Below are 22,402 nucleotides of genomic sequence, written 5' to 3'. Positions count from 1 at the left end.
ATTTAAGATACATTAACTAATATATTGAGTATAAACCTCTTCTTTTCTCACTTGCTTATAAAATGACGGGTAGTATTGCTGATGCAGAAGAAATTATTCAAGATGTATTTATAAAGCTGAATGAATATGAAATGAAGCACACATCAAATGTAAAAGCGTTTCTGTGTAAATTGGTTACGAACCGCTGTTTAGACCTATTGAAATCTTCTAAGAAAAAAAGAGAACTGTATGTTGGGACATGGCTACCGGAACCAATCGCTGTAATAGAAACAGATCCATTACAGGAAATAATGATGAAAAATGATATTTCATACGCTTTGCTTGTATTATTTGAACAATTGAATCCAATTGAAAGAGCAATCTTTATACTCCGTGAAATTTTGGAATATGACTATGAAATAATTGCTGAAATTGTACAAAAAAGGAAGTGAATTGCCGTAAGATTTTAAGTAGAATGAAAAAAATGCTTCCAGAACTTGAAAAGCACATTGAGGTTGAAAATGTAAAGGTAAATCATGAACAAGTTATCACATGTTTTATAAATGCTATTCAGCAAGGAAATACAAATCAAGTTATGGAAGTTCTTCGGGAAGATGTTGCTTACTATGCAGATGGCGGCGGAAAAGTAAAAGCTGCAGTAAAACCTATATACGGTGCAGTGCGTGTAAAACAACTTCTTATTTCTTTAGCAACTAAATTTCTTACGAATCAAGAAGACTACTCTATGATGCAAATAGAAGTAAATGGTTGGAGTGGAATTGTAATAAGAAATCATATAGGAATACAGGCAGTACTGAGTTTTGAATTTGAAAGAAATAAAATTAAATCCATTTATATTATTTTAAATCCTGATAAGTTAAGACATTTGCATATTGATACGCATTCAGCTAGTTAAGAAAGGAATTATATTACTAGGAATTGTTAATGATGGTTCATTTGCTTTGCGAACTGGATATGATTTAATTTCACATACTGTATGAAAAATATAATTTTATCCGTATTAAAGAGCAATAAGTCCTCTATTGATGAAAGTTTCACTTTATTATGAAAATATAAAAGGCTTACATTCTTTATAATAGAATGTAAGCCTTTTACCATGTTAAATTCGTTTATCGTGCCAAAAATTTAATGGGAAATGTTCATTTTCATTATAACTATCAAGCTCATAACCTTTTTCCTTTAACCCTTTAATAATAGCAGGTACAGCAGAAATGGATTGCGGATGAATATCGTGTAAAAGAATGATTTCATTGTTTGATTTTGCACCATCAAGTACATGTTGTACAATTTGAGCAGAAGCAGCATCCACTGGTATTTTATTATATTTCCAATCTAAAGAATCAATTGTCCAGTCCCATACTCGCAAATCATTTTCAACGACTTGATTTCGTTCGGCTTCAGTAAGACCTGGCATTGAACCGTATGGTGGACGTGTTAATTTTGGTGCATATCCAATAATATTGGCAATTAATGCTTGATCCTCTTTCATTTCATTTACGTAACCGCCTTGTTTGTACAATTTATTATAGTCATGAGACATACTGTGCATCCCAACATAGTGTCCTTCTGATATTTCACGTTTTACTAAATCGGGATATGCTTTAACATTGGAACCGACCAGGAAAAAAGTAGCTTTCGCATCGTTTTGTTTTAGTATATCCAATAATTGAGCTGTGTACTTTCCTGGTCCATCGTCAAAAGTAAGATAAGCAACTTTTCTAACTTGACCATTATATTGTTCGGGTGCTTGCTTTGGAGCCAGTGAAGTTTGTATTTCACTTACTAGCTGAACTGATTGTGAGGAATCTTCTGTACTCGCATTTACAATGTATTTTGCTCCTCCGGATACTCCATATATGCACGAAATTCCTACGCACATAATAAAAGCTCTTTTAAATAAGGTTACAAGAGATGGTTTGCTACGCATACATGTCCTTCTTTCTATTTCTATAATTCCATTCCATTCCATTTTATTATATTAGTAATTTTATGTATAGTGTTGTAAAAAAATATGTTTACATACATGAAAGGGATTTATGGAGTGTATGTGAGATTTTTTTGGTTTTTATTTATTAATGTGATAGTAAAATCATATATTATTTTTTAGAATCTACAAAAGGTTGGAATGAAGGGGGAGAGGTTCAATTGTTCGAATTTCGTACGTTAATTACTTTATCATGAAGAGAGGATTGTTCGCTCAATATAGAGACGAACATCCTCTCTTTTTACTCATACTAAAATATAAACTGTACCTTTTAACTATATTTCATTCTATTTTGGTAGAAACATATAAAGTACTATAAACGTCTGTCTTTGGTACTCATACTACAGCTTCTTTATGTAACAAGGGGGAGCATTTGCGTACAAAATCTGCGAAATAATGGCGCTACACCTATTAGAGGTAGCGCATTAACAATGTTCAGTTATATGAAACCTAAGAAAAATTCTTGTTAACTAATATGTTAGAGAATCACTTTATAGAAATAGCTTGATGTGTTTATCATAGATGCAAAAATAGTTCCTAGTCCTAGGAAGACCTTAAGCTTGATGATAAGGGCTTTTTCAATATGAACGATAGCAAAATTAGGAATTTCCAAATAATGAAGTGTGCAAACCAAGCGGTTTTACAGGAGAAATTAGTTGGCATGGTTTTTGCTTTATATAAATGATGAGTAAATAGAGAAAGGAGGAAGGAAATAAATCACCGACTACTCTCCTTTGGTGGTGAGAGTCTCAGGAAAGAATAACAATGATTCAAGTGTTCCTCTCTATTGTTTCAGGAATCATTGTCGGATTCGTACTTGGTTTGCTCGGCGGAGGTGAATCAATTCTTGTTGTTCCTCTTTTGCTTTACGTTGTTGGGATGAAAGATCCGCATGTGGTAATTGGCACGACAGTGTCAGCCGTTACCATAAATGCCTATGCAAATCTTATTCCACACGTACAAGCTGGCACAATGTGCAGTGGAAAGTGGCAATCATTTTTGCCGTACCCGGTGCCATGAGTGCGCCTATTATGGCACTGCTTGCAGATTTAGTGCCATTACACGCCAAACAGTAGTATTATCCTTTTCATTTGCGGATGGTCTTGGAAATATAATTTTTCCGACAGGTGGTACACTGATGGCCGGATTGGCAATTGCGGGAATGCCTTGGATAAAGTGAGCGAAATGGATTCTCCCTTTGATTTTCATTCAATACTTAATCGGTTTATTAGCAGTCATAATCGCTCATTTTATATTTAATATAGGACAGGCAGTAAGTCCTTAATTAAAGGAAATAAAGCACCAAAATGGAGTTCTTGTTACCGATATACAAACAAAATAGATAGAATAACTCATTACATGCGGAGCCAATCAAACCATTGCTGTTTAACATTGGTGGTCGCTGTTTAAGAAAAAATGAAATGATACATGTTTTGGAAGGGAATTTCAAATAACTTAAATTCAAATTTTGATGAAATTGTCTTAAGATGTTTTTTCTTAATCTTGAAAAGATTTTTCTCAATCATGATAGGAAATGGGACTGATTAACCTATATAACGGTTGTGAAAATAGTGATTTTACAGAATATTAAAAAACGGCATGGAAATTGCTAATAAATATTCATGAATAAGAGATTAGTATAACGAGGAGGTAAGTGATGTATAAAACCGTTATTCTAGGGACTGGCCCTGCTGGGTTGACCGCAGCAATCTATCTAGCACGTGCTAACATAAGTCCTTTAGTCATTGAAGGGCCTGAACCAGGGGGGCAATTGACTTTGACGACAGATGTTGAGAATTTCCCTGGTTTTCCTGAAGGGATTATGGGGCGAGAGTTAATGCAGAACATGCGTAAGCAAGCTGAGTGTTTTGGAGCAAAGTTTAAAAGGGGATGGGTTAGAAAAATCGACTTTTCTAATAACCCTTTTACCTTAACGGTGGAAGGAATAGGGGAGCTTAAAACGCAATCTTTAATCATTGCAACGGGTGCTTCTGCGAAACTTTTGGATATTCCAGGAGAAAGGGAAAATATTGGGCGTGGGGTAAGCACCTGTGCAACGTGTGATGGATTTTTCTTTAGGGGAAAGAAAATTATCGTTGTAGGCGGCGGAGATTCAGCTATGGAAGAAGCAAATTTTTTAACGAAGTTTGCTTCGGAGGTTCGTGTTGTTCACCGCAGAAAGGAGCTTCGTGCTTCCAAAATTATGCAAGATCGGGCCAAAAATAATCCGAAAATTACTTGGAGTTTAAATTACATTCCTGAAGAAGTTATTGTAGGAGAACGACACGTTACTGGCTTGAAAGTAAAAAACAGCGAAACCGGAAAAAATGAAATTCTGGAATCTGATGGTATTTTCATAGCAATCGGGCATAAACCGAACACGTCTTTTTTAGGCAATCAAATCAAAACGGACGATATGGGATATATCATCGTGAATCCTGGTACAACAGAAACAAATATTCCCGGTGTATTTGCATGCGGGGATATTCAAGATCATAAATACCGCCAAGCAATTACTGCTGCAGGAAGTGGTTGTATGGCTGCTCTGGATTGCGAAAGATATCTTGATGCAAGAGAGCGATCAAGTAGTGAAGACAATCAGTATAACATTGAGAACAAAATATAGGGAGGAATGTAATTATGAAAGAGATCAAAACAAGACAAGAGTTTGATGAGGCGATTTTATCAGCAAAACCAGTTGTTGCCAAATTTTATGTTGAATGGTGCCCAGACTGTCAGCATACCGATTTATTCATGCCAATTGTGGAAGAAGCGTATAAAGAAAAAATAGATATGATCGCAGTAAATCGAGATCATTTTCCGGAACTATTAGAGAAGCTAGATGTGTATGGAATCCCAAGCTTTATTGCTTTTCAAGAAGGGAAGGAACTTAATCGCTTTGTAAGTAAACTCGGAAAAAGCCAGGAAGAGGTTGAACAGTTTTTCAATCAAATCGTAGAGGCAAGTGGAAAATTAGTATAGATAATCATTTACTAGTATTTAATTGGGAGGACGCCTATCTAAAAAGATTTCGGCACTGCTTCCAAACACATCCAAAACTGAAACTCTAATAGAGCCGCTCTACTTTGACATTTATATTTAACGATAATCATGGTTACAACAATCTGTATCACCCGCATTAATCTGAAGCCAATAAATATTGAGTAATCACTCAATATTTATTGGCAACATATTCAAAATCACCGATTTATTCCGCATTAAAGGGCAGTAAGACCCACACTGATGGAAGTTTCACTTTATCACAGATGCAAAAATAGTTCCTAGTTCTAGGAAGGCTTTAAGCTTGATGATAAAGGCTTTTTTAATATGAATGATAGCAAAATTGGGAATTTAAAAAGAGTGCAGTGTGCAAATCAAGCGGTTTTACAGGGGAATTTAGTTGGCATGGTTTTTGCTTTATATAAATGATGAGTAAATAGAGAAAGGAGGGAGGAGATGAATCGTCAACTACTCTGCTTTGTTGGTGAGAGTCTCAGAAAAGAATGACAACGATTCAGGTGCTCCTCTCCATTGTGTCAGGAACTATTGTCGGATTCGTACTTGGTTTGCTCGGCGGAGGTGGATCAATTCTTGCTGTTCCTCTTTTGCTTTACGTTGTTGGTATGAATGATCCTCATGTGGTAATTGGCACGACAGCGTCAGCCGTTGCCATAAATGCCTATGCAAATCTTATTCCACATGCACGGGCCGGCCACGTGCAGTGGAAAGAGGCGATTGTTTTTGCCGTCTCTGGTGCTTTTGGTGCCTATGCGGGATCAACTATCGGAAAGCTGATACCTGGTAAACAGTTGTTGTTTCTTTTTGCCATTCTGATGATTGTTATGGCTGTAAAAATGGCTATGCCAAAGAAAACGAGGAGTCAAGCAGACGATCTTAAAAATCAAGTGAAAATGCCACAGCTGATCATCATGGCTATTCTGGTGGGACTGTTATCCGGTTTTTTCGGGATTGGCGGTGGATTTTTGATTGTTCCCGGTTTGATCTTTGCAGCGAAAATGCCGATGATTTCTGCAATTGGATCTTCCCTGGTGTCGGTCGGTACATTTGGACTTACAACAGCGGTAAGCTACAGCTTATCCGGGCTTGTAAACTGGTGGATTATGTTCGCGTTTGTTGGAGGTGGAGTTGGCGGCGGGCTGGTGGGTGCCTGGCTGGCGGCGCGCTTAAGTAAACAGCAGCGCATACTCAATTATGTATTTTCCGGTGTGGTTATGTTGGTCGCCATCTACATGCTGATTATTAATGCCGAAGTCTTAGATTTATGAGCTGTTTTACTAAAATTGAGATGAGGTGATTCGAATAGAAAATGTGAAGAATAAGACACATTACAAGATTTTGATTGTGGGCGGTGGGAGTGCCGGAATTACGGTTGCAGCCCGTTTTCTGCGTGAATCACGCCTCCTGAGTGGAAACATTGCTATCATTGATCCGGCGACGAAACATTATTATCAGCCGTTATGGACGCTTGTCGGAGCTGGCGAAGTTGATAAAACTGTCACGCAAAGGGAGGAAGCGTCCGTTATTCCGAGCGGAGCGGTGTGGGTGCAGGATGCGGTTACCACATTTCAGCCAGATGAAAATGCTGTTATAACAGCATCTGGAAAGAAACTGCACTATGAGTATCTAGTTGTTGCGGCCGGGATTCAAATTGACTGGCATAAAATCAAAGGGTTAAAAGAAAGTATTGGAAAGAATGGGGTATGTAGTAATTATTCCTATGATTATGTTGATAGCACATGGGAAGCAATTCGCACCTTCAAAGGGGGAACTTCTATCTTTACCAATCCGAACACTCCGGTGAAATGTGGTGGAGCCCCTCAAAAAATCATGTATTTGGCGGAAGATTATTTCAGAAAATCAGGAGTGCGCCCACAATCTTCAGTTATTTTTGTTTCAGGCAACCCATCCATATTCAATGTGAAAAAATATGAACAGGCATTAAACAAAATAATTGAACGAAAAGAGATCGAGACATGGTTTATGCACCATCTCATTGAAATTGATGGTGAAAAAAAACGAGCGACATTCGAAAATTTGAACACAAAAGAGCTTGTAAATATGCAATATGACATGATTCATGTGGTACCACCGATGAGCGCCCCTGATTTTATCAAGAACAGCCCGCTTGCGGCAAGTAATGGTTGGCTGAATGTAGACCAATATACGCTGCAGCATCAATGCTTTGACAATGTATTTGGCATTGGGGACTGCACCAACCTGCCTACGTCGAAAACGGGGGCTGCGATTCGTAAACAAGCGCCCGTGCTTGTGCAAAATTTACTTCATCGTATGCATGCCAAACCAATGGTTCATAAATATGACGGCTATACATCTTGTCCGCTTGTTACCGGATATGGACGGCTTATACTGGCTGAATTCAATTATGATTTACAGCCGCAAGAAACCTTCCCTATTAATCAGTCACGCGAGAGGTTCAGTATGTATGTGTTGAAGAGAAACTTCCTTCCCGTTATGTATTGGAGGGGGATGCTTAAAGGTATGATGTGATCATGTTTCTGATGGTCATAACAAAACAAAATCAAAGTAAGCTAGCACTTAAAAGGAGGATGACTTATGCTACTCAAATACTTTTATGATGAGAAACTAGCTCAAGCTTCATACCTTGTGGGGTGTCAGGATACCGGCGAAGCGATCATTGTTGATCCGTCACGTAATATAGAACCTTACATAAAAACGGCAAGAGCTCATGGCGTGCGGATTGTGGGTGTAACGGAAACACACATCCACGCGGATTTTTTGTCTGGTTCGCAGGAGCTAGCTTCAAGGCTTGGGGCCACATTGTATTTGTCTGACGAAGGAGGAGCGAACTGGAGATACGAGTATGCATCTGGGTATAAACACTGTTTTTTGAGAAATGGAGATGTGTTTGCCATTGGAAATATCAATTTTGGGGTGATGCATACACCAGGACACACTCCTGAACATATCTCACTGCTCGTAACAGATGGCAGTGCATCTACCAAGGAGCCGATTGGCATATTTACGGGAGATTTTGTGTTTGTCGGTGACGTGGGGCGTCCTGATTTATTAGAAAAAGCCGCAGGGGTACACGGTTCCTCAGAAAAAATGGCACGCATGATGTATCGGTCTCTACAGCAGTTTAAAAATCTTCCTGACTATCTGCAAGTATGGCCAGGACATGGAGCGGGCAGTGCCTGTGGAAAAGCGTTAGGAGCAATCCCATCGTCAACCATCGGCTATGAAAAACAGACAAATTGGGCCTTGCAATATGATAATGAGGATCGCTTTATAGAAGCGCTGTTGGTTGGACAGCCGGAGGCGCCCCCTTATTTTTCAATGATGAAGCGGTTGAATAAAGAGGGAACGCAGCAAATCCAAAGAATAGCGGTACCGTTTCGTATGAAGGTTTCGATAGATATTGTACAAGAATGGACAAAACAGGGCATTGTCATTGATACGCGTCCAGCCAGTGAATTTGCCGCTAAGCATATACGGGGCGTGATTAATATCCCTTATAATAAATCATTTGTAACTTGGGCGGGATGGCTGTTGGATTATAATCAGCCTATATATCTTTTAGCAAGCAATGCTGATGTGGAAGATATTGTGAATGATCTCCAGTCCATTGGATTGGATCGTATTGTTGCAACGATGGAACCAAATGTCATTGAGCAGGCAGACGAGGCTGATTCTCGTGTGATGAAGTATGAAGAAGTGACAATGGACAAGATAGCTGGCGTTCTTCATACAGAACGCATATATGTACTTGATGTCCGAAGCATGGGCGAGTGGGAGGAAGGCCATATTCCGCAAGCAAAGCATGTGATGCTCGGTCATCTGCAGGAACAGGCACACAACATTCCGCATGATAAACCAATTTTAGTTTATTGCAAAACTGGCGGAAGATCTGCTATCGCTGCAAGCCTTCTGCAAGTTCATGGTTTTAAAGAAGTACAAAGCCTTGTGGGCGGTTATGAGGAATGGATGAAACAGAAGAAGATGCTATCCACTAGAGATGCTTAAATGCAATCTTTGGATTTTATCATACAAGCGAAAATATTTACCATGATTGCACAGTTGCTAACACTTGAAATGAAAGGGTTTTCAAAATTAGCATCGCAGTATTCGGAATTCAATCAAGAAATTCTATAAAAATAAGGCGATTTTATAAGGGAAATAAGTTGGCATGATAATTGCTTATATAAATTACGTAAAGAGGTAAGATGCATAAGCAAACATGAGAAGGAGAGATACTTGATGAAATATAACTTTGACCAAGAAATCTGTCGCTTGGGCACTGACTGCGAGAAATGGGATAGTCTTGAAAATAAATTTGGTGTAAAGGATGTTATTCCGATGTGGGTGGCCGATATGGATTTCCAGTCTCCGCAGCCTGTTATCGAAGCGTTAAAACAGCGGGTGGAGCACGGTGTATATGGCTACGCACTTAGATCAGACTCGTATATGGAATCCATTGCTGGCTGGTTAGAAAGAAGACATCGATGGTCCGTTGAAAAAGAATGGATTACCCACAGCCCAGGCGTGATTCCGGCCTTATCGTTGGCGATTCAGTCTTTTACGAAACCAGGGGACAAAATTATTATCCAACCGCCTGTATACCATCATTTTGCCCGTGTAATCGAAGCGAACGGCCGTGAAATTGTAAACAACCCGCTTATGCTTGAAAATGGGCGTTATTCCATGGATTTTGAAGATTTAGAGGCAAAGATAGATTCAACGGTAAAAATGTTGATTCTATGTAGTCCTCATAACCCAATCGGAAGGGTATGGAGCAAAGAAGAATTGACGAGATTGGGACAGCTTTGTATGAAGCATAGCATTCTTGTTGTAGCAGATGAAATTCATTTTGATTTTGTTTATAAACCACATACTCACATTCCTTTTGCGTCTATTGCAGAAGAGTTTGCGGATCACTCCCTTACCTGCATTGCGCCAAGCAAAACTTTTAACCTGATGGGTGTGCAGACGGCAAGTATTATTATTCCAAATCAGCAACTGCGCGATAGGTACGATCAAGAACTTCATACATTATCCATTGGTTCGCCAAACATATTTGGCGTTGTTGCGTTAGAGGCTGCTTACCGCTATGGAGAAGAATGGCTGGATCAACTCCTTGAATATTTGCAGGGGAATTTGGAGTACACTCTGAGTTACTTCAGCAACAATATTCCGCAAATCAACGTCATCCAGCCAGAAGGCACATACCTTGTATGGCTGGATTGCCGGGAATTGTGTTTTTCAGTTAAAGAATTGGATGAATTTATGTTACGTAGAGCACGAGTTGCAATGAATGAAGGATACATCTTCGGTATGGAAGGTGAAGGATTTATGAGGCTCAATATTGCTTGCCCGCGTTCGATGTTAAAAAATGCGCTGGGTGAAATAGAAAAAGCTGTCGCTTCTTTGTGCAAGGCTTAGTAAGTTATTTCATGATAAAATGGTTTTATTATTCCATATAACGCTATAGCAAAGGAGGATAATATGGCAGGCTTTATTGGCATACAGCAATTTATTCAAGACTACGCTGAGAACACGGCAGAAATCCTTGGTTTGGATATAACTGTGCTTGATGAAAAGGGCGTTCGCATTAGCGGGACTGGCTATTATAAAGAGCTCATTGGCAAAGCGGCTCCGGAAGGCTCCTTTTTCAGAATGATATTAGAAACAGGAGAGCCTGGAGTGATCTATGATGTAAAAAAAGATGAGTCGCAATGCCTGAGTTGTAAATTCGTGAATCAATGCAAAGAACTCGCTACCATCGGTTTTCCTATTGTAAAGCAAGAAAAAACAGTTGGCGTCATCGGCATGATTGGTTTTTCCCATGAACAAAAGGAAAAAATGCTTATAGAAGCAGAGAAGCTGATACAGTTTTTAAGCAATGTCAGTATATTGTTAGTCAATAAATTAGCAATGCTGGACCTTAATAAAGAAACGGGTTGCAAAATTCAAGAGGATATCCCGACCCCTCCGAAAGCCATTTCTTTTGAAAACATTCTTGGTAAAGATTCTGGGCTTCAAGATGTGATTAAAAAAGCAAGACGGATTATAAACAGCCCATCTACTGTCCTGATTAGGGGAGATAGTGGTACGGGGAAGGAATTATTAGCCAAAGCAATACATTTTGAAAGTAAGCGCCGAATGCATTCATTTGTAGCTGTCAATTGCGCCGCCATACCTGAAAGTTTGTTGGAAAGTGAGTTGTTTGGTTATGAGGGGGGATCATTTACCGGCTCAAGACGGAATGGGAAAATAGGGAAATTCGAATTAGCGCACAATGGAACCATTTTTCTTGATGAAATTGGGGATATGCCCCTTTTTATGCAACCAAAATTATTACGGGTTTTACAGGAAAGAGAGATTGAAAGAATCGGTGGAAAAAAAGCAATCGGGATTAATGTACGGGTGATTGCGGCCACTCACCGAAACCTGGAAGAAATGGTGCAGAACGGAACCTTTCGCGAGGATTTGTACTATCGTCTCAATGTCATCCCCCTCCATACTAAACCTTTGCGAGAGCGGTGTGATGATATCGCCTTGTATCTCGAACATTTCATTCATAAACATTGCAAGATCATGCAAAGGTATCCACTGAGACTTGATCCCATGCTGGAGCAATGGCTTATACACTATGACTGGCCGGGGAATATACGGCAGCTAGAAAACGCTGTAGAATATATGGTCAATATGGCCGAATCAGATATTATCGGCTTCCATGATTTACCTGACTATGTATTTCAAAAGGATCATCTCTCAGTCGAGAGTAGGGGATTGAGTTTAGAACAAATGATTTCAGAATATGAAAAAGACGTGATCCAGAGCTACTTCCTAGCTGAAAAATATCGAAATGATAAAGAACAAATTGCTCGGGAACTACAGATTAGCCTGTCTACTCTTTATCGCAAGTTGGAAAAATATAAATTATGTTAACTTCATTAATAAGATAACTATTTTTCTTGATTAAAAGTTAATTGAAATTCAAGAGGGAGAGTGCTTATATCATTTTCTCGCCGGTATTTTTAGAGAGGGGTGAGGACAAAAGAAGGAGAGACATCTTTTTAAATAACTGAAATTTCTAAAAATTTAACAAGAGAGATAAACGGCCAGATACGCCAGCATACAAATTGTATTTGAAATATGAGTAAATAGGGGGTCATGCTATGGGGAAATTAGAAGCAGAGTTAAGTAACGTCCTTGAAAAGCGAAATTCAGACGGATCATTACAACGGAAGCTGAAATCTAGACATTTAACGATGATGGCTATTGGCGGCGCTATTGGAACGGGATTGTTTGTATCCAGCGGATCAACGATTAGCACTGCAGGGCCGGGAGGAGCGCTTGCTGCATTCATTCTGGTCGGAATCATGGTTTATTTTGTCATGAATAGTTTGGGAGAGCTATCGGCCTTCTTACCGGTCCCAGGGGCCTTTGACATCTATGCCTCAAAGTATGTTGATCCTGCGTTAGGCTTTGCGTTAGGTTGGAACTATTGGTATACAACCGCGATTACGGTTCCTGCGGATTTGGTGGCCTCTACCCTTATTATGAAGTATTGGTTTCCAAACGTATCTTCTCTTTTGTGGAGCGCACTATTTCTGGGGTTGTTGCTAATCTTAAATGTTTTATCAGTCAAGGCATTTGGGGAAAGTGAATACTGGTTTGCCAGTATTAAGGTCATCTCGATCATCGTGTTTCTCGTTATTGGGGTTGCCATGATTTTTGGGATTATGGGAGGACATGCGGTTGGGCTCAGTAACTTTACACAAGGAGATGCTCCTTTCCATGGCGGGCTTATATCTATCTTTAGTGTAGTGCTCGTTGCCGGTTTTGCATTTCAGGGAACCGAAGTGATTGCGACGGCCGCTGGTGAAACTGATAATCCATCGAAAAACGTACCAAAAGCGATTCGTTCAATCTTTTGGCGAATCCTCATCTTTTATGTGTTGACGATTTTTGTTATCGGCTTGATTATCCCTTATACAGATCCGAACCTACTTAAATCGGGCGTTCAAAATGTTTCTATCAGCCCATTCACACTCGTTCTTCAAAGAGCTGGGTTGGCATTTGCTGCTTCCGTCATGAATGCCGTGCTCCTTACGTCTGTTTTATCAGCAGCGAATTCAGCAATGTATGCGTCTTCACGTATGCTATGGGCGTTGGCGAAAGAAGGAAAGGCACCACGCATCTTTGCGCAGCTTAACCGGAAGGGAATTCCCATGTGGGCTCTATGCACGACGGCGATTTTAGGACTTGTCTCCTTTTTGGCTTCCCTTTTTGGGAATGGTTCGGTTTTTATTTGGCTAGTAAATGCTTCTGCTCTTACCGGATTTATCAAATGGTTCGGTATTGCCGTCAGTCATTACCGTTTTCGTAAGGCATATGTGGCACAAGGAAGAGATTTAAATGAATTGCCGTTCAAAGCCAAATGGTACCCGCTAGGTCCAGTTATTACGCTATTATTTTTTGTAGTTTTTATTTTGGGACAGAATCTTTTTTCCGGACATCAAATTAGCTGGGCAGAAATTCTGGCGACGTATATTGGTCTTCCTATTTTCTTGCTTCTCTGGCTTGGTTATAAAATCATTAAGAAAACAAAAGTGGTTCCTCTTATGGAATGTGATTTTGAACGTAAAGAATCATAGGGAAAGCTGTATGTAATGTACAGCGCTTATTTTCAGAGGAACATGAAACAAAATTTCGTTTAAATGAGATTATATTAAAAAAAGAGGTGGTTAATATGATAAAAGAATCAATCGTAACCAAAGAAGCTCCCAAGGCTATCGGTCCTTATTCACAAGGTATTAAAGCAGGAAATGTAGTGTATACTTCAGGGCAGCTACCAATTCATCCTGAAACCGGAGAAATGCCTGATATGATCGAGGAGCAAACAAGGATGTCATTGGAGAATCTCAAGCAAGTTATAGAAGCGGCGGGAGCAAACTTACAGCAGGTAATAAAAACAACGGTTTTTTTAAGTGATATGAATCATTTTGCTGCGATGAATCAAGTATATGGAGAATTTTTTTTCGAGAATTATCCGGCTAGAAGCGCGATTGAAGTTGCTCGTTTACCTAAAGATGCTTTAATTGAAATCGAAGCGGTTGCTATGATTTAATGATGGTAATTGAAAAGAGAACGTCAGATTGATATTCTCTTTTCTTTAATTTATATATGGCTAGTCTTAAACAGAGAATACAGGAGGAGATTTAATATGAATTTAGCCCAATTTCCCAGACGGCGATATACACCAACATATACACCCATTGAGAAATTACATCATTTTTCTGAAGTGCTTGGGGGCCCTTCCGTTTATATGAAACGAGATGATTCACTTGGGCTGACGGCTGGTGGAAATAAAACAAGAAAACTAGAGTTCCTTGTTGCCGATGCATTGGAAAAAGGTGCGGATACGTTAATTACATGTGGAGGCATTCAATCAAATCATTGCCGTTTAACACTGGCCGCTGCCGTTAAAGAGAAAATGAAGTGTATACTTGTATTGGAAGAGGGGCTTTTAACAAATTCTGAGCCAGATTTTAATGGTAACTATTTTCTGTATCATTTACTGGGAGCTGAAAAGGTTAAGGTTGTGCCTAATGGGACGGACTTGATGAAAGAAATGGAGAAAGTAGCTAAAGAGGTAACGGAAGAGGGGTATAAACCTTATATAATTCCGGTTGGGGGATCGAATGTCATTGGTGCAACGGGATATGTTGCCTGCGCTCAGGAGATTTTGACACAGTCCTTTGATCAAGGAGTTAATATGAATGCTGTCGTTTGTGTAAGCGGTAGCGGGGGAATGCATGCAGGTTTGGTGACTGGCTTTTATGGAAATCAAAGTAAAATACCGGTAATCGGAATAAATGTAAGCAGAGGAAAAGAGGAACAAGAAGAGAAAGTTTTTCAGCTTGTTAAAGAAACTTCAGCACACATTGGCATACCAAATTCAATCCCTCGTGAGGCTGTTACGTGTTTTGATGAGTATGTAGGACCAGGTTATGCTTTGCCTACGCCTGAAATGGTGGAAGCTGTCAAGCTCATGGCAAGAACAGAAGGGATTTTGCTGGATCCGGTATATACAGGTAAAGCAGCAGCGGGACTCATTGATTTAATACAAACAGGCATCTTTAAGCCGGACGATAACATCCTATTTGTGCACTCTGGCGGTGCCTCAGCGTTATACGCCAATACTTCGCTCTTTGCCCATTCAGCTAAGCTTAATTAAGAATAAATTCAACTAGATTTTTTTTCGCTTTCTAAATAATTAATATAAACTATTTAAAAATTTGCATACAAATAAATCCTATCGGGTTTCGATCTTTTTATTTAAGCTACATTATTACGAAATACGGAATAGTTATATATGACACACAAGATATCAAAGACTGTTTTCTTCTCGTAACGATGAGACTTTCGTCCATTTTTATGCAAGAGATTGAACAAACAAAGAAAGGTCTTTGATAGTTCTTGGGTGTTTTTATTGTAGAGATTGATATATAAGTAGGTAGTAATCTTTGATGATATGGACTGTTTTGTATTCACTTTGCTCTTGTTTCTTCTTAATGAGGAGTAGTTGATGTATTTTGTACATAGTAGAGGAACAAAGAAGAATGCTAATATGATTTTTTTATTTATCACGTTTTGAATACATACTTTTCTAGTTGTCTTTGAAAAAAATAAGTAAGTTGCGATAAATTCAATAAAATCAAGGGAATGAGTGTAAACTTCTATACAAAAGTTTACATTTTATTTATTTTGTTTCACTAGTTTATTTGATGATGATTTGTTTAGGAATCTTCACAGTTATCTTTCTTGGTTATCATAATATGTTTTATCTGCGTATTTTTTGTCATTTCCTTTTAGATAGGCTAAGATTATTTTTGGATTTTTAAGTAAAGTCCAGTCTCCATATTTATCAAATCTTCTGCATGAAGTTATCATTCCATTTTTAATTGTACCGAATTTCTTATTATTTTGTTTTCCCCATTCTTTTAACCGTTTAGCGAAATCTGCATCTTCTGCCATAAGCATGTTTTCATTAAATCCGTTGATTGCCATAAAGTCTTTTCTATAGCACCAAAAAATCCCTACAGATATAGCTCCATACTTAAAAAATAAGGGGATTATTATTAATATTGCGGAAACGAATATTCCTAAAGATATTCTTTCAAACTTTCCAGTTACTCCGCCGCCAATGTATTTACCTGAAGCTAAATATTTGTCTGTATTAGACAACATAGACTCTGTCATTTGGGTATCAGCGTCTATAGTAATGATTATTTCTCCGCTAGCTATTTTGGCCCCTGCATTTCGGATTTTGGATAAGTTTTTATCGTTATTTATTAATGTAATACAGTTATACGACTTTGCTATTTCCTCTGTTTTATCTGTGCAACGATTTAAAACAACTATGACTTCAGTTTGATCTTTATATGCCTCTGATGCTTTTGCAATTGAATCTAAACATTTTCTAATGTACTTTTCTTCATTGTGTGCAGGGATTATAATAGAAAACTTCACATCTTTTTTAAAATCGACTCCTGAAGATTCGTTTGTTTCAGTCATAATACTCACCCCTTTTTATAAAGTCGATCTTTACCATATATAACATATATTAACATTTATAGAGTTGTATTATCGAAAATGAAAGTAAACTATTAATAAAAAGTTTACATTGTCTTTTAATCTCTAATAAAAACCTTGTGTTGTTAATTCATTCATATTTCTTTTCCTCATATTTTATTAAATCAAACCTATATAATTTCACGTATCATAAAAAATATGTAAATTAAATTTCAGAAATAGGTATACTAACATATCATAAATCTTTCTACAACTAAAATGAAAACCTTCAGCTAAACTGAGCGGTTAAAGAGAGGGAAGAGTGCATGCCACCGTAGTCTAATAAAATATAGTTTTAGTAGACAGCAAGCTGTATAGGATCATTAAGAGTTTGTCCGAGGTAACTTAAGATGTACCTATACAAATGTGATAATTTCAAAATGAAGATTTAGTTGCAATCAGTGGGAAATTTGTCATTCTTTTATTAATGGTTGGCTGTACCAAGAGGAATTTTACTGCCTAAACAATGATTAAGAGGAGTAACATTTTGGGTACATATATTTTATAATTTCACATACCATATTTTCTTATAAAAAATAGGAAAAAAAGAAATAGACGTCGAATATATCGTAAGTGTTAGATAAAAGCCAGAGAGAACCAAAAAATAAAAACGAAATATGAGGGATATATATGAAAATGGGGCCAATGGAGGCAGCTAAACAAGTTCTAGCATCTCAATTTCCAACATGTGATGCGGCTCTTTTAGGAGGAAGCATCGCAAGGGGAGAGGGAACGAAAACTTCGGATCTAGATATTATTATTTTTGATGGCAAGCTTCCGTCTGCATATCGTGAATCTTTCATAGCTCACGGGTGGCCTATTGAGGTGTTTGTGCACAACTTTACATCTTATAAAGATTTTTTTGCGAGTGATTGTAAACGTGGTCGTCCTTCTTTGCCACAGCTTGTTGTGGAAGGAATTGTGTTAAAAGATACAAAGGGCATCATACCAGCTATAAAAAAAGAGGCGCAGTACCTATTGGAAAAGGGGCCAAAACCTTGGACAAAAGAAATGATACAGCAGAAACGTTATTTTATTACAGATGTGTTAGACGACCTTATTGGTGCAGCAAAACGAGAAGATGAATTGTTTATCGCAAGTCATCTTGCCACTCTCCTTCATGAGTTTATTTTACGAATGAATAATTGTTGGATGGGACAATCGAAGTGGTTTATGAAGACATTGAAGAAATATGATGAACAGTTTGCCGAAGAGTTTGTAGCAGTGTTTGAACAATTTTATAAAACAGGCGAGAAAGAGCAAGTGATTGTATTTGTGAATGGTATTTTAGACATGTACGGAGGAAGGCTCTTTGATGGTTTTTGTATTGGGAAGGTTGAAAAGCGAGGAGCAATTACACAATGAATTTACCAAATATTCAATTAAGGGAATTGACATTAGATGATATAGAAGACCGCTATCAATGGTCATTAGATAAAGAGGTAACGAGATATTTAGTAGTTCCAGATCAATATCCACCATTCACATGTGAAGATACAAGAAGATGGATTGAAATGTGTATCAATCGAACAAATGGGTATGAACAAAGAGCGATTTGTTCTGAGGAAGGTGTGCATATTGGCTGGGTAGACTTAAAAAATTTTGATAAAGCAAATAAAAATGCAGAACTAGGAATTGCGATTGGAGATAAGCGATATTGGGGACAAGGATATGGGATAGCAGCATTATATCAAATGCTGCAAGTTGGCTTTAAACAATTCAAATTAGAAAAAATTTGGCTGCGAGTAGATGCAGACAATACGAAAGCAATGAAAAGTTATGAAAGAGCTGGATTTGTATGTGAAGGATTAATGAGAAAAGATCGACTGAGACGAGGAGAATTTGTTGATCGTTATCGTTTTAGTATGCTGAAAGAGGAGTTTATGGAAATGCTACGGAGTGATAACAGTATATACTATCAAAAATAATAAAGTGTCTATTGAAGTAATAAATACATGGCCAGAAACATTACATTTTAAACAATATTCGTATTCTATTACATTGAAACATACACCAGAATTTCTAGACTCTATTCCGAAACATTTACCTTTATCTTTGTAGAATAAGGAGGAACTTGAAATGAAGGGAACTACTTTAAATGTAGAGAAAAATAATGGTTATTTTATTTCAACAAATAAAGATTTGTTGCAGATTGATATAATTCATAGTTTTCTCAGTAATGATTCCTATTGGGCAAAAGGAATGCATAAAGAATTAGTTGTAGAAGCGATTAGAAACTCGCCGCTTTGTTATGGTGTATATGATAGTGAAACGAATCAACAAGTAGGTTTTGCAAGAGTCATCACAGATTTTGTTCGCTTTTCTTGGTTAGCAGATGTCTTTATTTTACCTGCATATAGAGGAAAAGGATTAAGCAAGTGGTTAATAGGGGTAATTGTAAAACATCCAAAGCTGAAAGGCACCCGCTTTATGTTAGTTACACAAGATGCTCATACGTTATACGAGCAGTATGGATTTGAGAAAATTACAGAACCAGAGAAATTCATGATAAGAAAGTTAAACATGGGAGTTGTTATAGAAAGCTATGGATTAGAGTTATAATACAAAATACATATAATAATATTATGTAAACTTTAAATTTTTAATGACATAAAAGGAAAATATCTAATTTTGCATAAAAGAAAGGAAGTAGCATAATGATTAGAATCTTAACTGAAACTGATGCGGAAAAGTATTGGAATTTACGTTTAGAAGCATTGCAGAAAAACTCAGAGGCATACGTTACTACATATGAAGAAGCCATTCAAAAGAAAGAACCAATCAAGCAAGCGGCACAAAATTTACGAGCAGAAGGTAACTATACGTTCGGGACCTTTGATGAGGAGAATAACTTAGTGGGAATTGTAACACTATTAACAGAATCAAGAGCAGCACTCCGCCATAAAGGACACATCGTAGGGATGTATGTAAGTTCTCAAAGCAGAGGAAGAGGGTATGCACGTAATCTAATACGCGAAATCGTGAAAAAGGCAAAGACTCTAAATATAGAACAAATTGGTTTATCGGTTGTTTCTGACAATATTGGGGCTAAAAAATTATATCATTCAATTGGATTTGAAACGTATGGTGTAGAAAAAAAGGCATTGAAAATTGGTGAAATATATCGGGATGAAGAATATATGGTGTTATTTTTATAAGAAATATACATAAAAAAGTGAAATAGATTCAATTGGCTCAGCTAATGTTTTTATAATATTAAAAAATTGAAAGAATGATAGATATCCAAGCAAACTCTATCTCTATCACGTATTTTAAAATAGAGGTAGAGGAGGTGACTAGAATAGTTCGAATTATTGATTACCAAGCAACAGAGCCGCTTCGTAAGATAGATGAAACAAAAGCTTTTAATATTCCACAATCTCCAAAAAAAGTTAAATTAGCAGAACTACGTGTTCATATTCCGCGAAAACATGTGCGCGAAAATCATGTGGAACTGATTTTCACTGTTGGTATAAAAGGGATTACTGGTATCGCTCAAGTTGTGTTTAGAATTTTTCGTGATGATCAAGAAATCTTTGTGTCTCAACAAGGGATAGAATCTAATGACTCAGAACAATTTTATATCGTAACATTTCAAGCTATAGACAAGAATCTAAAACCTGGTTCTCATATGTATCGTGTAACTGCTGAGAATATTACTAATAATACAACAGCAGCTGTTGTCGGACCACTGTCTTTTAGTGCTTTAGCTATAGCAAACGACCATGATCGTGATGAATAATATATAATGAATATAGATTGGGATAATGAATATAAATTGGGATATTGTGTAGGGAGGGGGGGCTTCTCCCTTCCTTTTGGTAATGAAAGAAGGATTATAAGAAAATTATTATTATCAACTTCATTTCCGTCAACTATGTCTTGGGTGGGAATGAGTCTTGTTATAGTTGGGCTGATTTTACATAGTTATGTGACGTTTATGGAGAAAAAAGAGGAAAAAATAACAGTTTGAGAAGATGATCTTAAATGGTCGTCTTTTTTATATTGTATAAAAGAGAGGTTATGTATGAAAACAACCATTCATACTCTCTTTGTATTTTGAGGTGTTCTTTTAGTTTTTGTTAAATATTAAGAAAAATATGATAATATGGAAATGGGATATACAAGAAATTATATTTCCTATATAGCATGGAGGATTTTTTATGAATATAAACGACATAATTGCAAGAACAAAAATACCAAATACGATTCATACAATTGCAAATGATTTGCGAAAGTTAGGTGTTACAGAAGGAATGACAGTTATTGTACATTCATCTCTTAGCTCAATTGGCTGGGTAAGCGGAGGGGCTTTGGCTGTAGTAGAAGCTTTAATGGAAGTTGTTACAGAAGAGGGAACAATTATTATGCCAACGCAAACGAGTGATTTATCTGATCCGAAAAATTGGCAAAGACCACCTGTTCCAGAAAGTTGGTGGAAAATTATTCGTGACAATGTACCCCCGTTTCATCCAGAGACAACACCAACGCGAAGTATGGGGAAAGTAGTGGAATGTTTTCGTACTTATCCAAATACAAAGAGAAGTAATCATCCTTTACATAGTTTTGCAGCGTGGGGAAAGAATGCCGAACAAATTACCGAAAATCACAAGCTTTCTCCTAGTTTTGGGGAACAGTCACCTTTGCAAAAAATGTATGATTTAGATGGATATATATTGCTAATTGGGGTGGATCATGATTCAAATACATCACTTCATTTATCTGAAGTTCGTGCGCAATATCGAGACAAAATACAAATTGGGGCACCGATTATTGAAAATGGAGTTCGTATATGGAAAGAGTATGAAGAATTCGAATATGATTCTGATGATTTTGAGCCGCTAGGAAAGGCATTTGATGAAACAGGAATGGTTACATATGGAACGATTGGAAATGCATCATGTAAATTGATGAAACAACAAAAGGCTGTCGATTTTGGAACAGAGTGGTTTTTGACACAAAAGCAAACGAAGAAAATTTGTAAATAAAGGATGGAGAACATGAAGGAGAAAAAGGTATTAATTACAAGCGGCGGTTGTTTAGAAAAGTGGGATCAAGTAAGAGGGCATACAAATTTGTCAACTGGAAGAATGGGAAGACTTCTCGCGGAAGAAGCTTTAAACGCCGGAGCTTCTGTTATATATTTACACGGATATTTTGCAGAGAAACCTGAAGCGGATGATAGTCTTTCATCCTATTCTTTTGAAGGGATTGTTGATTTACAAGATAAAATGAAACAAATAATTACAAGTGAAAAAATAGATATTGTGATTATGGCAGCGGCTGGCTCAGACTGGATTGTTGATAAAATTGTCGATCGAGACGGAAATGTAATGAATGAAATAGGTAAGTTATCAAGCGATATGCCGCCAGTTATTCATTTTAAGAAAGCTCCAAAGGTATTAGCACAAATTAAACAATGGGATCCAAATGTTGTATTAGCTGGATTTAAATTAGAAAGCGGTGTAAATCAACAAGAATTAGTAAATAGAGCACAAGCTCGAATGAAAGGTTCACAAGCAGATTTCATGGTTGCGAATGCTTCGGATGCGCTATATACCTATGAAACGAATCACTACATTATTTCCAAAGATGGTGAAGTGCAAGTGTGTAACGATAAAACAGATACAGCAAGAAGTCTTATTCATAAAATTGCACTGATGCATTCTGAAAAAGAAGAAGCACTCATTCATTATTGATGGATAAGTGGGAACATATGTATATGTTATGAAAAAATGCTATAGCGTATATTGATCGAAATGAGAGGACGAGAGG

The 22,402-nt window shown here is 37.4% G+C and carries 22 protein-coding genes and 3 pseudogenes; 22 read left to right on the top strand and 3 right to left on the bottom strand.

Features of this window, described 5'->3' with window-relative positions; genetic code table 11:
- The first annotated feature begins 23 nt into the window (after positions 1-23).
- The gene (locus ACTDJC_RS16765; protein ID WP_440604198.1) at positions 24-431 is read left to right on the top strand and encodes a sigma-70 family RNA polymerase sigma factor; all 408 of its coding nucleotides are present in this window, start codon (positions 24-26) and stop codon (positions 429-431) included.
- A gap of 23 nt (positions 432-454) precedes the next feature.
- Positions 455-895: a hypothetical protein gene (locus ACTDJC_RS16760; protein ID WP_098307107.1), complete on the top strand. Its 441-nt coding sequence runs from the start codon at positions 455-457 to the stop codon at positions 893-895.
- Positions 896-1,099: 204 nt separating this feature from the next.
- On the opposite strand, the gene ACTDJC_RS16755 is transcribed toward ACTDJC_RS16760, so the two are convergent.
- Positions 1,100-1,927 carry a peptidoglycan-N-acetylglucosamine deacetylase gene (locus ACTDJC_RS16755; protein WP_098307109.1) on the bottom strand — a complete coding sequence of 276 codons (828 nt, stop codon included), beginning with the start codon at positions 1,925-1,927 and terminating at the stop codon, positions 1,100-1,102.
- An 822-nt stretch (positions 1,928-2,749) separates the two neighbouring features.
- Here ACTDJC_RS16755 and ACTDJC_RS16750 point away from each other — a divergent pair.
- The 12 genes and pseudogenes from ACTDJC_RS16750 to ACTDJC_RS16695 all read left to right on the top strand — a co-directional run bounded on the left by ACTDJC_RS16750 (position 2,750) and on the right by ACTDJC_RS16695 (position 15,230).
- Positions 2,750-3,004 carry a TSUP family transporter gene (locus ACTDJC_RS16750; protein ID WP_440604119.1) on the top strand — a complete coding sequence of 85 codons (255 nt, stop codon included), beginning with the start codon at positions 2,750-2,752 and terminating at the stop codon, positions 3,002-3,004.
- Positions 3,001-3,269 (top strand): annotated as a pseudogene (locus tag ACTDJC_RS16745) (hypothetical protein); the annotation flags it as partial. The gene ACTDJC_RS16750 and the pseudogene ACTDJC_RS16745, both read left to right, overlap by 4 nt.
- A 372-nt stretch (positions 3,270-3,641) precedes the next feature.
- The gene (gene trxB / locus ACTDJC_RS16740; protein WP_440604118.1) at positions 3,642-4,610 is read left to right on the top strand and encodes a thioredoxin-disulfide reductase; all 969 of its coding nucleotides are present in this window, start codon (positions 3,642-3,644) and stop codon (positions 4,608-4,610) included.
- Positions 4,611-4,624: 14 nt separating this feature from the next.
- On the top strand, positions 4,625-4,966 hold the full coding sequence (locus tag ACTDJC_RS16735) for a thioredoxin family protein (RefSeq protein WP_098308661.1): 342 nt from the start codon (positions 4,625-4,627) through the stop codon (positions 4,964-4,966).
- Between the two features lie 521 nt (positions 4,967-5,487).
- Positions 5,488-6,270 carry a sulfite exporter TauE/SafE family protein gene (locus ACTDJC_RS16730; RefSeq protein WP_440604117.1) on the top strand — a complete coding sequence of 261 codons (783 nt, stop codon included), beginning with the start codon at positions 5,488-5,490 and terminating at the stop codon, positions 6,268-6,270.
- A gap of 43 nt (positions 6,271-6,313) precedes the next feature.
- Positions 6,314-7,513, top strand: coding sequence for an FAD/NAD(P)-binding oxidoreductase (locus tag ACTDJC_RS16725; RefSeq protein WP_440604116.1), 1,200 nt, complete (start codon positions 6,314-6,316; stop codon positions 7,511-7,513).
- Positions 7,514-7,579: 66 nt separating this feature from the next.
- Positions 7,580-9,010, top strand: a complete 1,431-nt coding sequence (locus tag ACTDJC_RS16720; protein WP_440604115.1) for an MBL fold metallo-hydrolase — start codon at positions 7,580-7,582, stop codon at positions 9,008-9,010.
- A 234-nt stretch (positions 9,011-9,244) separates the two neighbouring features.
- Positions 9,245-10,426 (top strand): MalY/PatB family protein, encoded by a 1,182-nt coding sequence (locus tag ACTDJC_RS16715; RefSeq protein WP_440604114.1) that lies wholly within the window; start codon positions 9,245-9,247, stop codon positions 10,424-10,426.
- 63 nt (positions 10,427-10,489) lie between these two features.
- Positions 10,490-11,935 carry a sigma-54 interaction domain-containing protein gene (locus ACTDJC_RS16710; protein ID WP_440604113.1) on the top strand — a complete coding sequence of 482 codons (1,446 nt, stop codon included), beginning with the start codon at positions 10,490-10,492 and terminating at the stop codon, positions 11,933-11,935.
- Positions 11,936-12,165: 230 nt separating this feature from the next.
- Positions 12,166-13,647: an amino acid permease gene (locus ACTDJC_RS16705; RefSeq protein ID WP_098308646.1), complete on the top strand. Its 1,482-nt coding sequence runs from the start codon at positions 12,166-12,168 to the stop codon at positions 13,645-13,647.
- Between the two features lie 95 nt (positions 13,648-13,742).
- Complete coding sequence (locus ACTDJC_RS16700) at positions 13,743-14,120, top strand: RidA family protein (protein ID WP_440604112.1); 378 nt, start codon at positions 13,743-13,745, stop codon at positions 14,118-14,120.
- Between the two features lie 96 nt (positions 14,121-14,216).
- A complete protein-coding gene (locus ACTDJC_RS16695) occupies positions 14,217-15,230 on the top strand; it encodes a D-cysteine desulfhydrase (protein WP_098308643.1) in 1,014 nt (337 codons plus the stop codon).
- Between the two features lie 101 nt (positions 15,231-15,331).
- On the opposite strand, the pseudogene ACTDJC_RS16690 reads toward ACTDJC_RS16695, so the two are convergent.
- Together ACTDJC_RS16690 and ACTDJC_RS16685 are read right to left on the bottom strand one after the other, a co-directional pair.
- Positions 15,332-15,623: pseudogene (locus tag ACTDJC_RS16690) on the bottom strand (IS4 family transposase); the annotation flags it as partial.
- 185 nt (positions 15,624-15,808) lie between these two features.
- Positions 15,809-16,570 carry a glycosyltransferase gene (locus ACTDJC_RS16685; RefSeq protein WP_440604111.1) on the bottom strand — a complete coding sequence of 254 codons (762 nt, stop codon included), beginning with the start codon at positions 16,568-16,570 and terminating at the stop codon, positions 15,809-15,811.
- A gap of 693 nt (positions 16,571-17,263) precedes the next feature.
- On the opposite strand from ACTDJC_RS16685, the gene ACTDJC_RS16680 reads away from it, so the two are divergent.
- The 8 genes and pseudogenes from ACTDJC_RS16680 to ACTDJC_RS16645 all read left to right on the top strand — a co-directional run bounded on the left by ACTDJC_RS16680 (position 17,264) and on the right by ACTDJC_RS16645 (position 22,326).
- Positions 17,264-17,992 (top strand): nucleotidyltransferase domain-containing protein, encoded by a 729-nt coding sequence (locus ACTDJC_RS16680; RefSeq protein WP_440604197.1) that lies wholly within the window; start codon positions 17,264-17,266, stop codon positions 17,990-17,992.
- Entirely contained in the window at positions 17,989-18,555 is a 567-nt protein-coding gene (locus ACTDJC_RS16675) for a GNAT family N-acetyltransferase (RefSeq protein WP_440604110.1), read from the top strand. Before ACTDJC_RS16680 ends, ACTDJC_RS16675 begins: the two co-directional genes overlap by 4 nt.
- Positions 18,556-18,706: 151 nt before the next feature.
- Positions 18,707-19,189: a GNAT family N-acetyltransferase gene (locus tag ACTDJC_RS16670; protein WP_440604109.1), complete on the top strand. Its 483-nt coding sequence runs from the start codon at positions 18,707-18,709 to the stop codon at positions 19,187-19,189.
- Between the two features lie 95 nt (positions 19,190-19,284).
- Positions 19,285-19,785 (top strand): GNAT family N-acetyltransferase, encoded by a 501-nt coding sequence (locus ACTDJC_RS16665; RefSeq protein WP_098308635.1) that lies wholly within the window; start codon positions 19,285-19,287, stop codon positions 19,783-19,785.
- A gap of 143 nt (positions 19,786-19,928) precedes the next feature.
- Complete coding sequence (locus ACTDJC_RS16660) at positions 19,929-20,369, top strand: exosporium protein C (RefSeq protein ID WP_440604196.1); 441 nt, start codon at positions 19,929-19,931, stop codon at positions 20,367-20,369.
- A 111-nt stretch (positions 20,370-20,480) separates the two neighbouring features.
- Positions 20,481-20,600, top strand: a pseudogene (locus ACTDJC_RS16655) (multidrug resistance efflux transporter family protein); the annotation flags it as partial.
- A gap of 190 nt (positions 20,601-20,790) precedes the next feature.
- Complete coding sequence (locus tag ACTDJC_RS16650) at positions 20,791-21,615, top strand: aminoglycoside N(3)-acetyltransferase (RefSeq protein WP_440604108.1); 825 nt, start codon at positions 20,791-20,793, stop codon at positions 21,613-21,615.
- Positions 21,616-21,627: 12 nt separating this feature from the next.
- Positions 21,628-22,326, top strand: coding sequence for a phosphopantothenoylcysteine decarboxylase domain-containing protein (locus tag ACTDJC_RS16645; protein ID WP_440604107.1), 699 nt, complete (start codon positions 21,628-21,630; stop codon positions 22,324-22,326).
- Positions 22,327-22,402: the final 76 nt, after the last annotated feature.

It is taken from the genome of Bacillus sp. GB_SG_008 (assembly GCF_052038115.1).
GTDB classification, from domain to species: Bacteria; Bacillota; Bacilli; order Bacillales; family Bacillaceae_G; genus Bacillus_A; species Bacillus_A rhizoplanae.
This window is presented reverse-complemented; position numbering and strand designations above follow the sequence as displayed.

Coding starts and splice junctions, on each gene's coding strand:
- ACTDJC_RS16675 (WP_440604110.1), top strand. CDS start 17,989: ATGAATTTACCAAATATTCAATTAAGGGAATTGACATTAGATGATATA.
- ACTDJC_RS16735 (WP_098308661.1), top strand. CDS start 4,625: ATGAAAGAGATCAAAACAAGACAAGAGTTTGATGAGGCGATTTTATCA.
- trxB (WP_440604118.1), top strand. CDS start 3,642: ATGTATAAAACCGTTATTCTAGGGACTGGCCCTGCTGGGTTGACCGCA.
- ACTDJC_RS16685 (WP_440604111.1), bottom strand. CDS start 16,570: ATGACTGAAACAAACGAATCTTCAGGAGTCGATTTTAAAAAAGATGTG.
- ACTDJC_RS16720 (WP_440604115.1), top strand. CDS start 7,580: ATGCTACTCAAATACTTTTATGATGAGAAACTAGCTCAAGCTTCATAC.
- ACTDJC_RS16705 (WP_098308646.1), top strand. CDS start 12,166: ATGGGGAAATTAGAAGCAGAGTTAAGTAACGTCCTTGAAAAGCGAAAT.
- ACTDJC_RS16665 (WP_098308635.1), top strand. CDS start 19,285: ATGATTAGAATCTTAACTGAAACTGATGCGGAAAAGTATTGGAATTTA.
- ACTDJC_RS16670 (WP_440604109.1), top strand. CDS start 18,707: ATGAAGGGAACTACTTTAAATGTAGAGAAAAATAATGGTTATTTTATT.
- ACTDJC_RS16755 (WP_098307109.1), bottom strand. CDS start 1,927: ATGCGTAGCAAACCATCTCTTGTAACCTTATTTAAAAGAGCTTTTATT.
- ACTDJC_RS16715 (WP_440604114.1), top strand. CDS start 9,245: ATGAAATATAACTTTGACCAAGAAATCTGTCGCTTGGGCACTGACTGC.
- ACTDJC_RS16750 (WP_440604119.1), top strand. CDS start 2,750: ATGATTCAAGTGTTCCTCTCTATTGTTTCAGGAATCATTGTCGGATTC.
- ACTDJC_RS16730 (WP_440604117.1), top strand. CDS start 5,488: ATGACAACGATTCAGGTGCTCCTCTCCATTGTGTCAGGAACTATTGTC.
- ACTDJC_RS16650 (WP_440604108.1), top strand. CDS start 20,791: ATGAATATAAACGACATAATTGCAAGAACAAAAATACCAAATACGATT.
- ACTDJC_RS16710 (WP_440604113.1), top strand. CDS start 10,490: ATGGCAGGCTTTATTGGCATACAGCAATTTATTCAAGACTACGCTGAG.
- ACTDJC_RS16760 (WP_098307107.1), top strand. CDS start 455: ATGAAAAAAATGCTTCCAGAACTTGAAAAGCACATTGAGGTTGAAAAT.
- ACTDJC_RS16645 (WP_440604107.1), top strand. CDS start 21,628: ATGAAGGAGAAAAAGGTATTAATTACAAGCGGCGGTTGTTTAGAAAAG.
- ACTDJC_RS16680 (WP_440604197.1), top strand. CDS start 17,264: ATGGGGCCAATGGAGGCAGCTAAACAAGTTCTAGCATCTCAATTTCCA.
- ACTDJC_RS16695 (WP_098308643.1), top strand. CDS start 14,217: ATGAATTTAGCCCAATTTCCCAGACGGCGATATACACCAACATATACA.
- ACTDJC_RS16700 (WP_440604112.1), top strand. CDS start 13,743: ATGATAAAAGAATCAATCGTAACCAAAGAAGCTCCCAAGGCTATCGGT.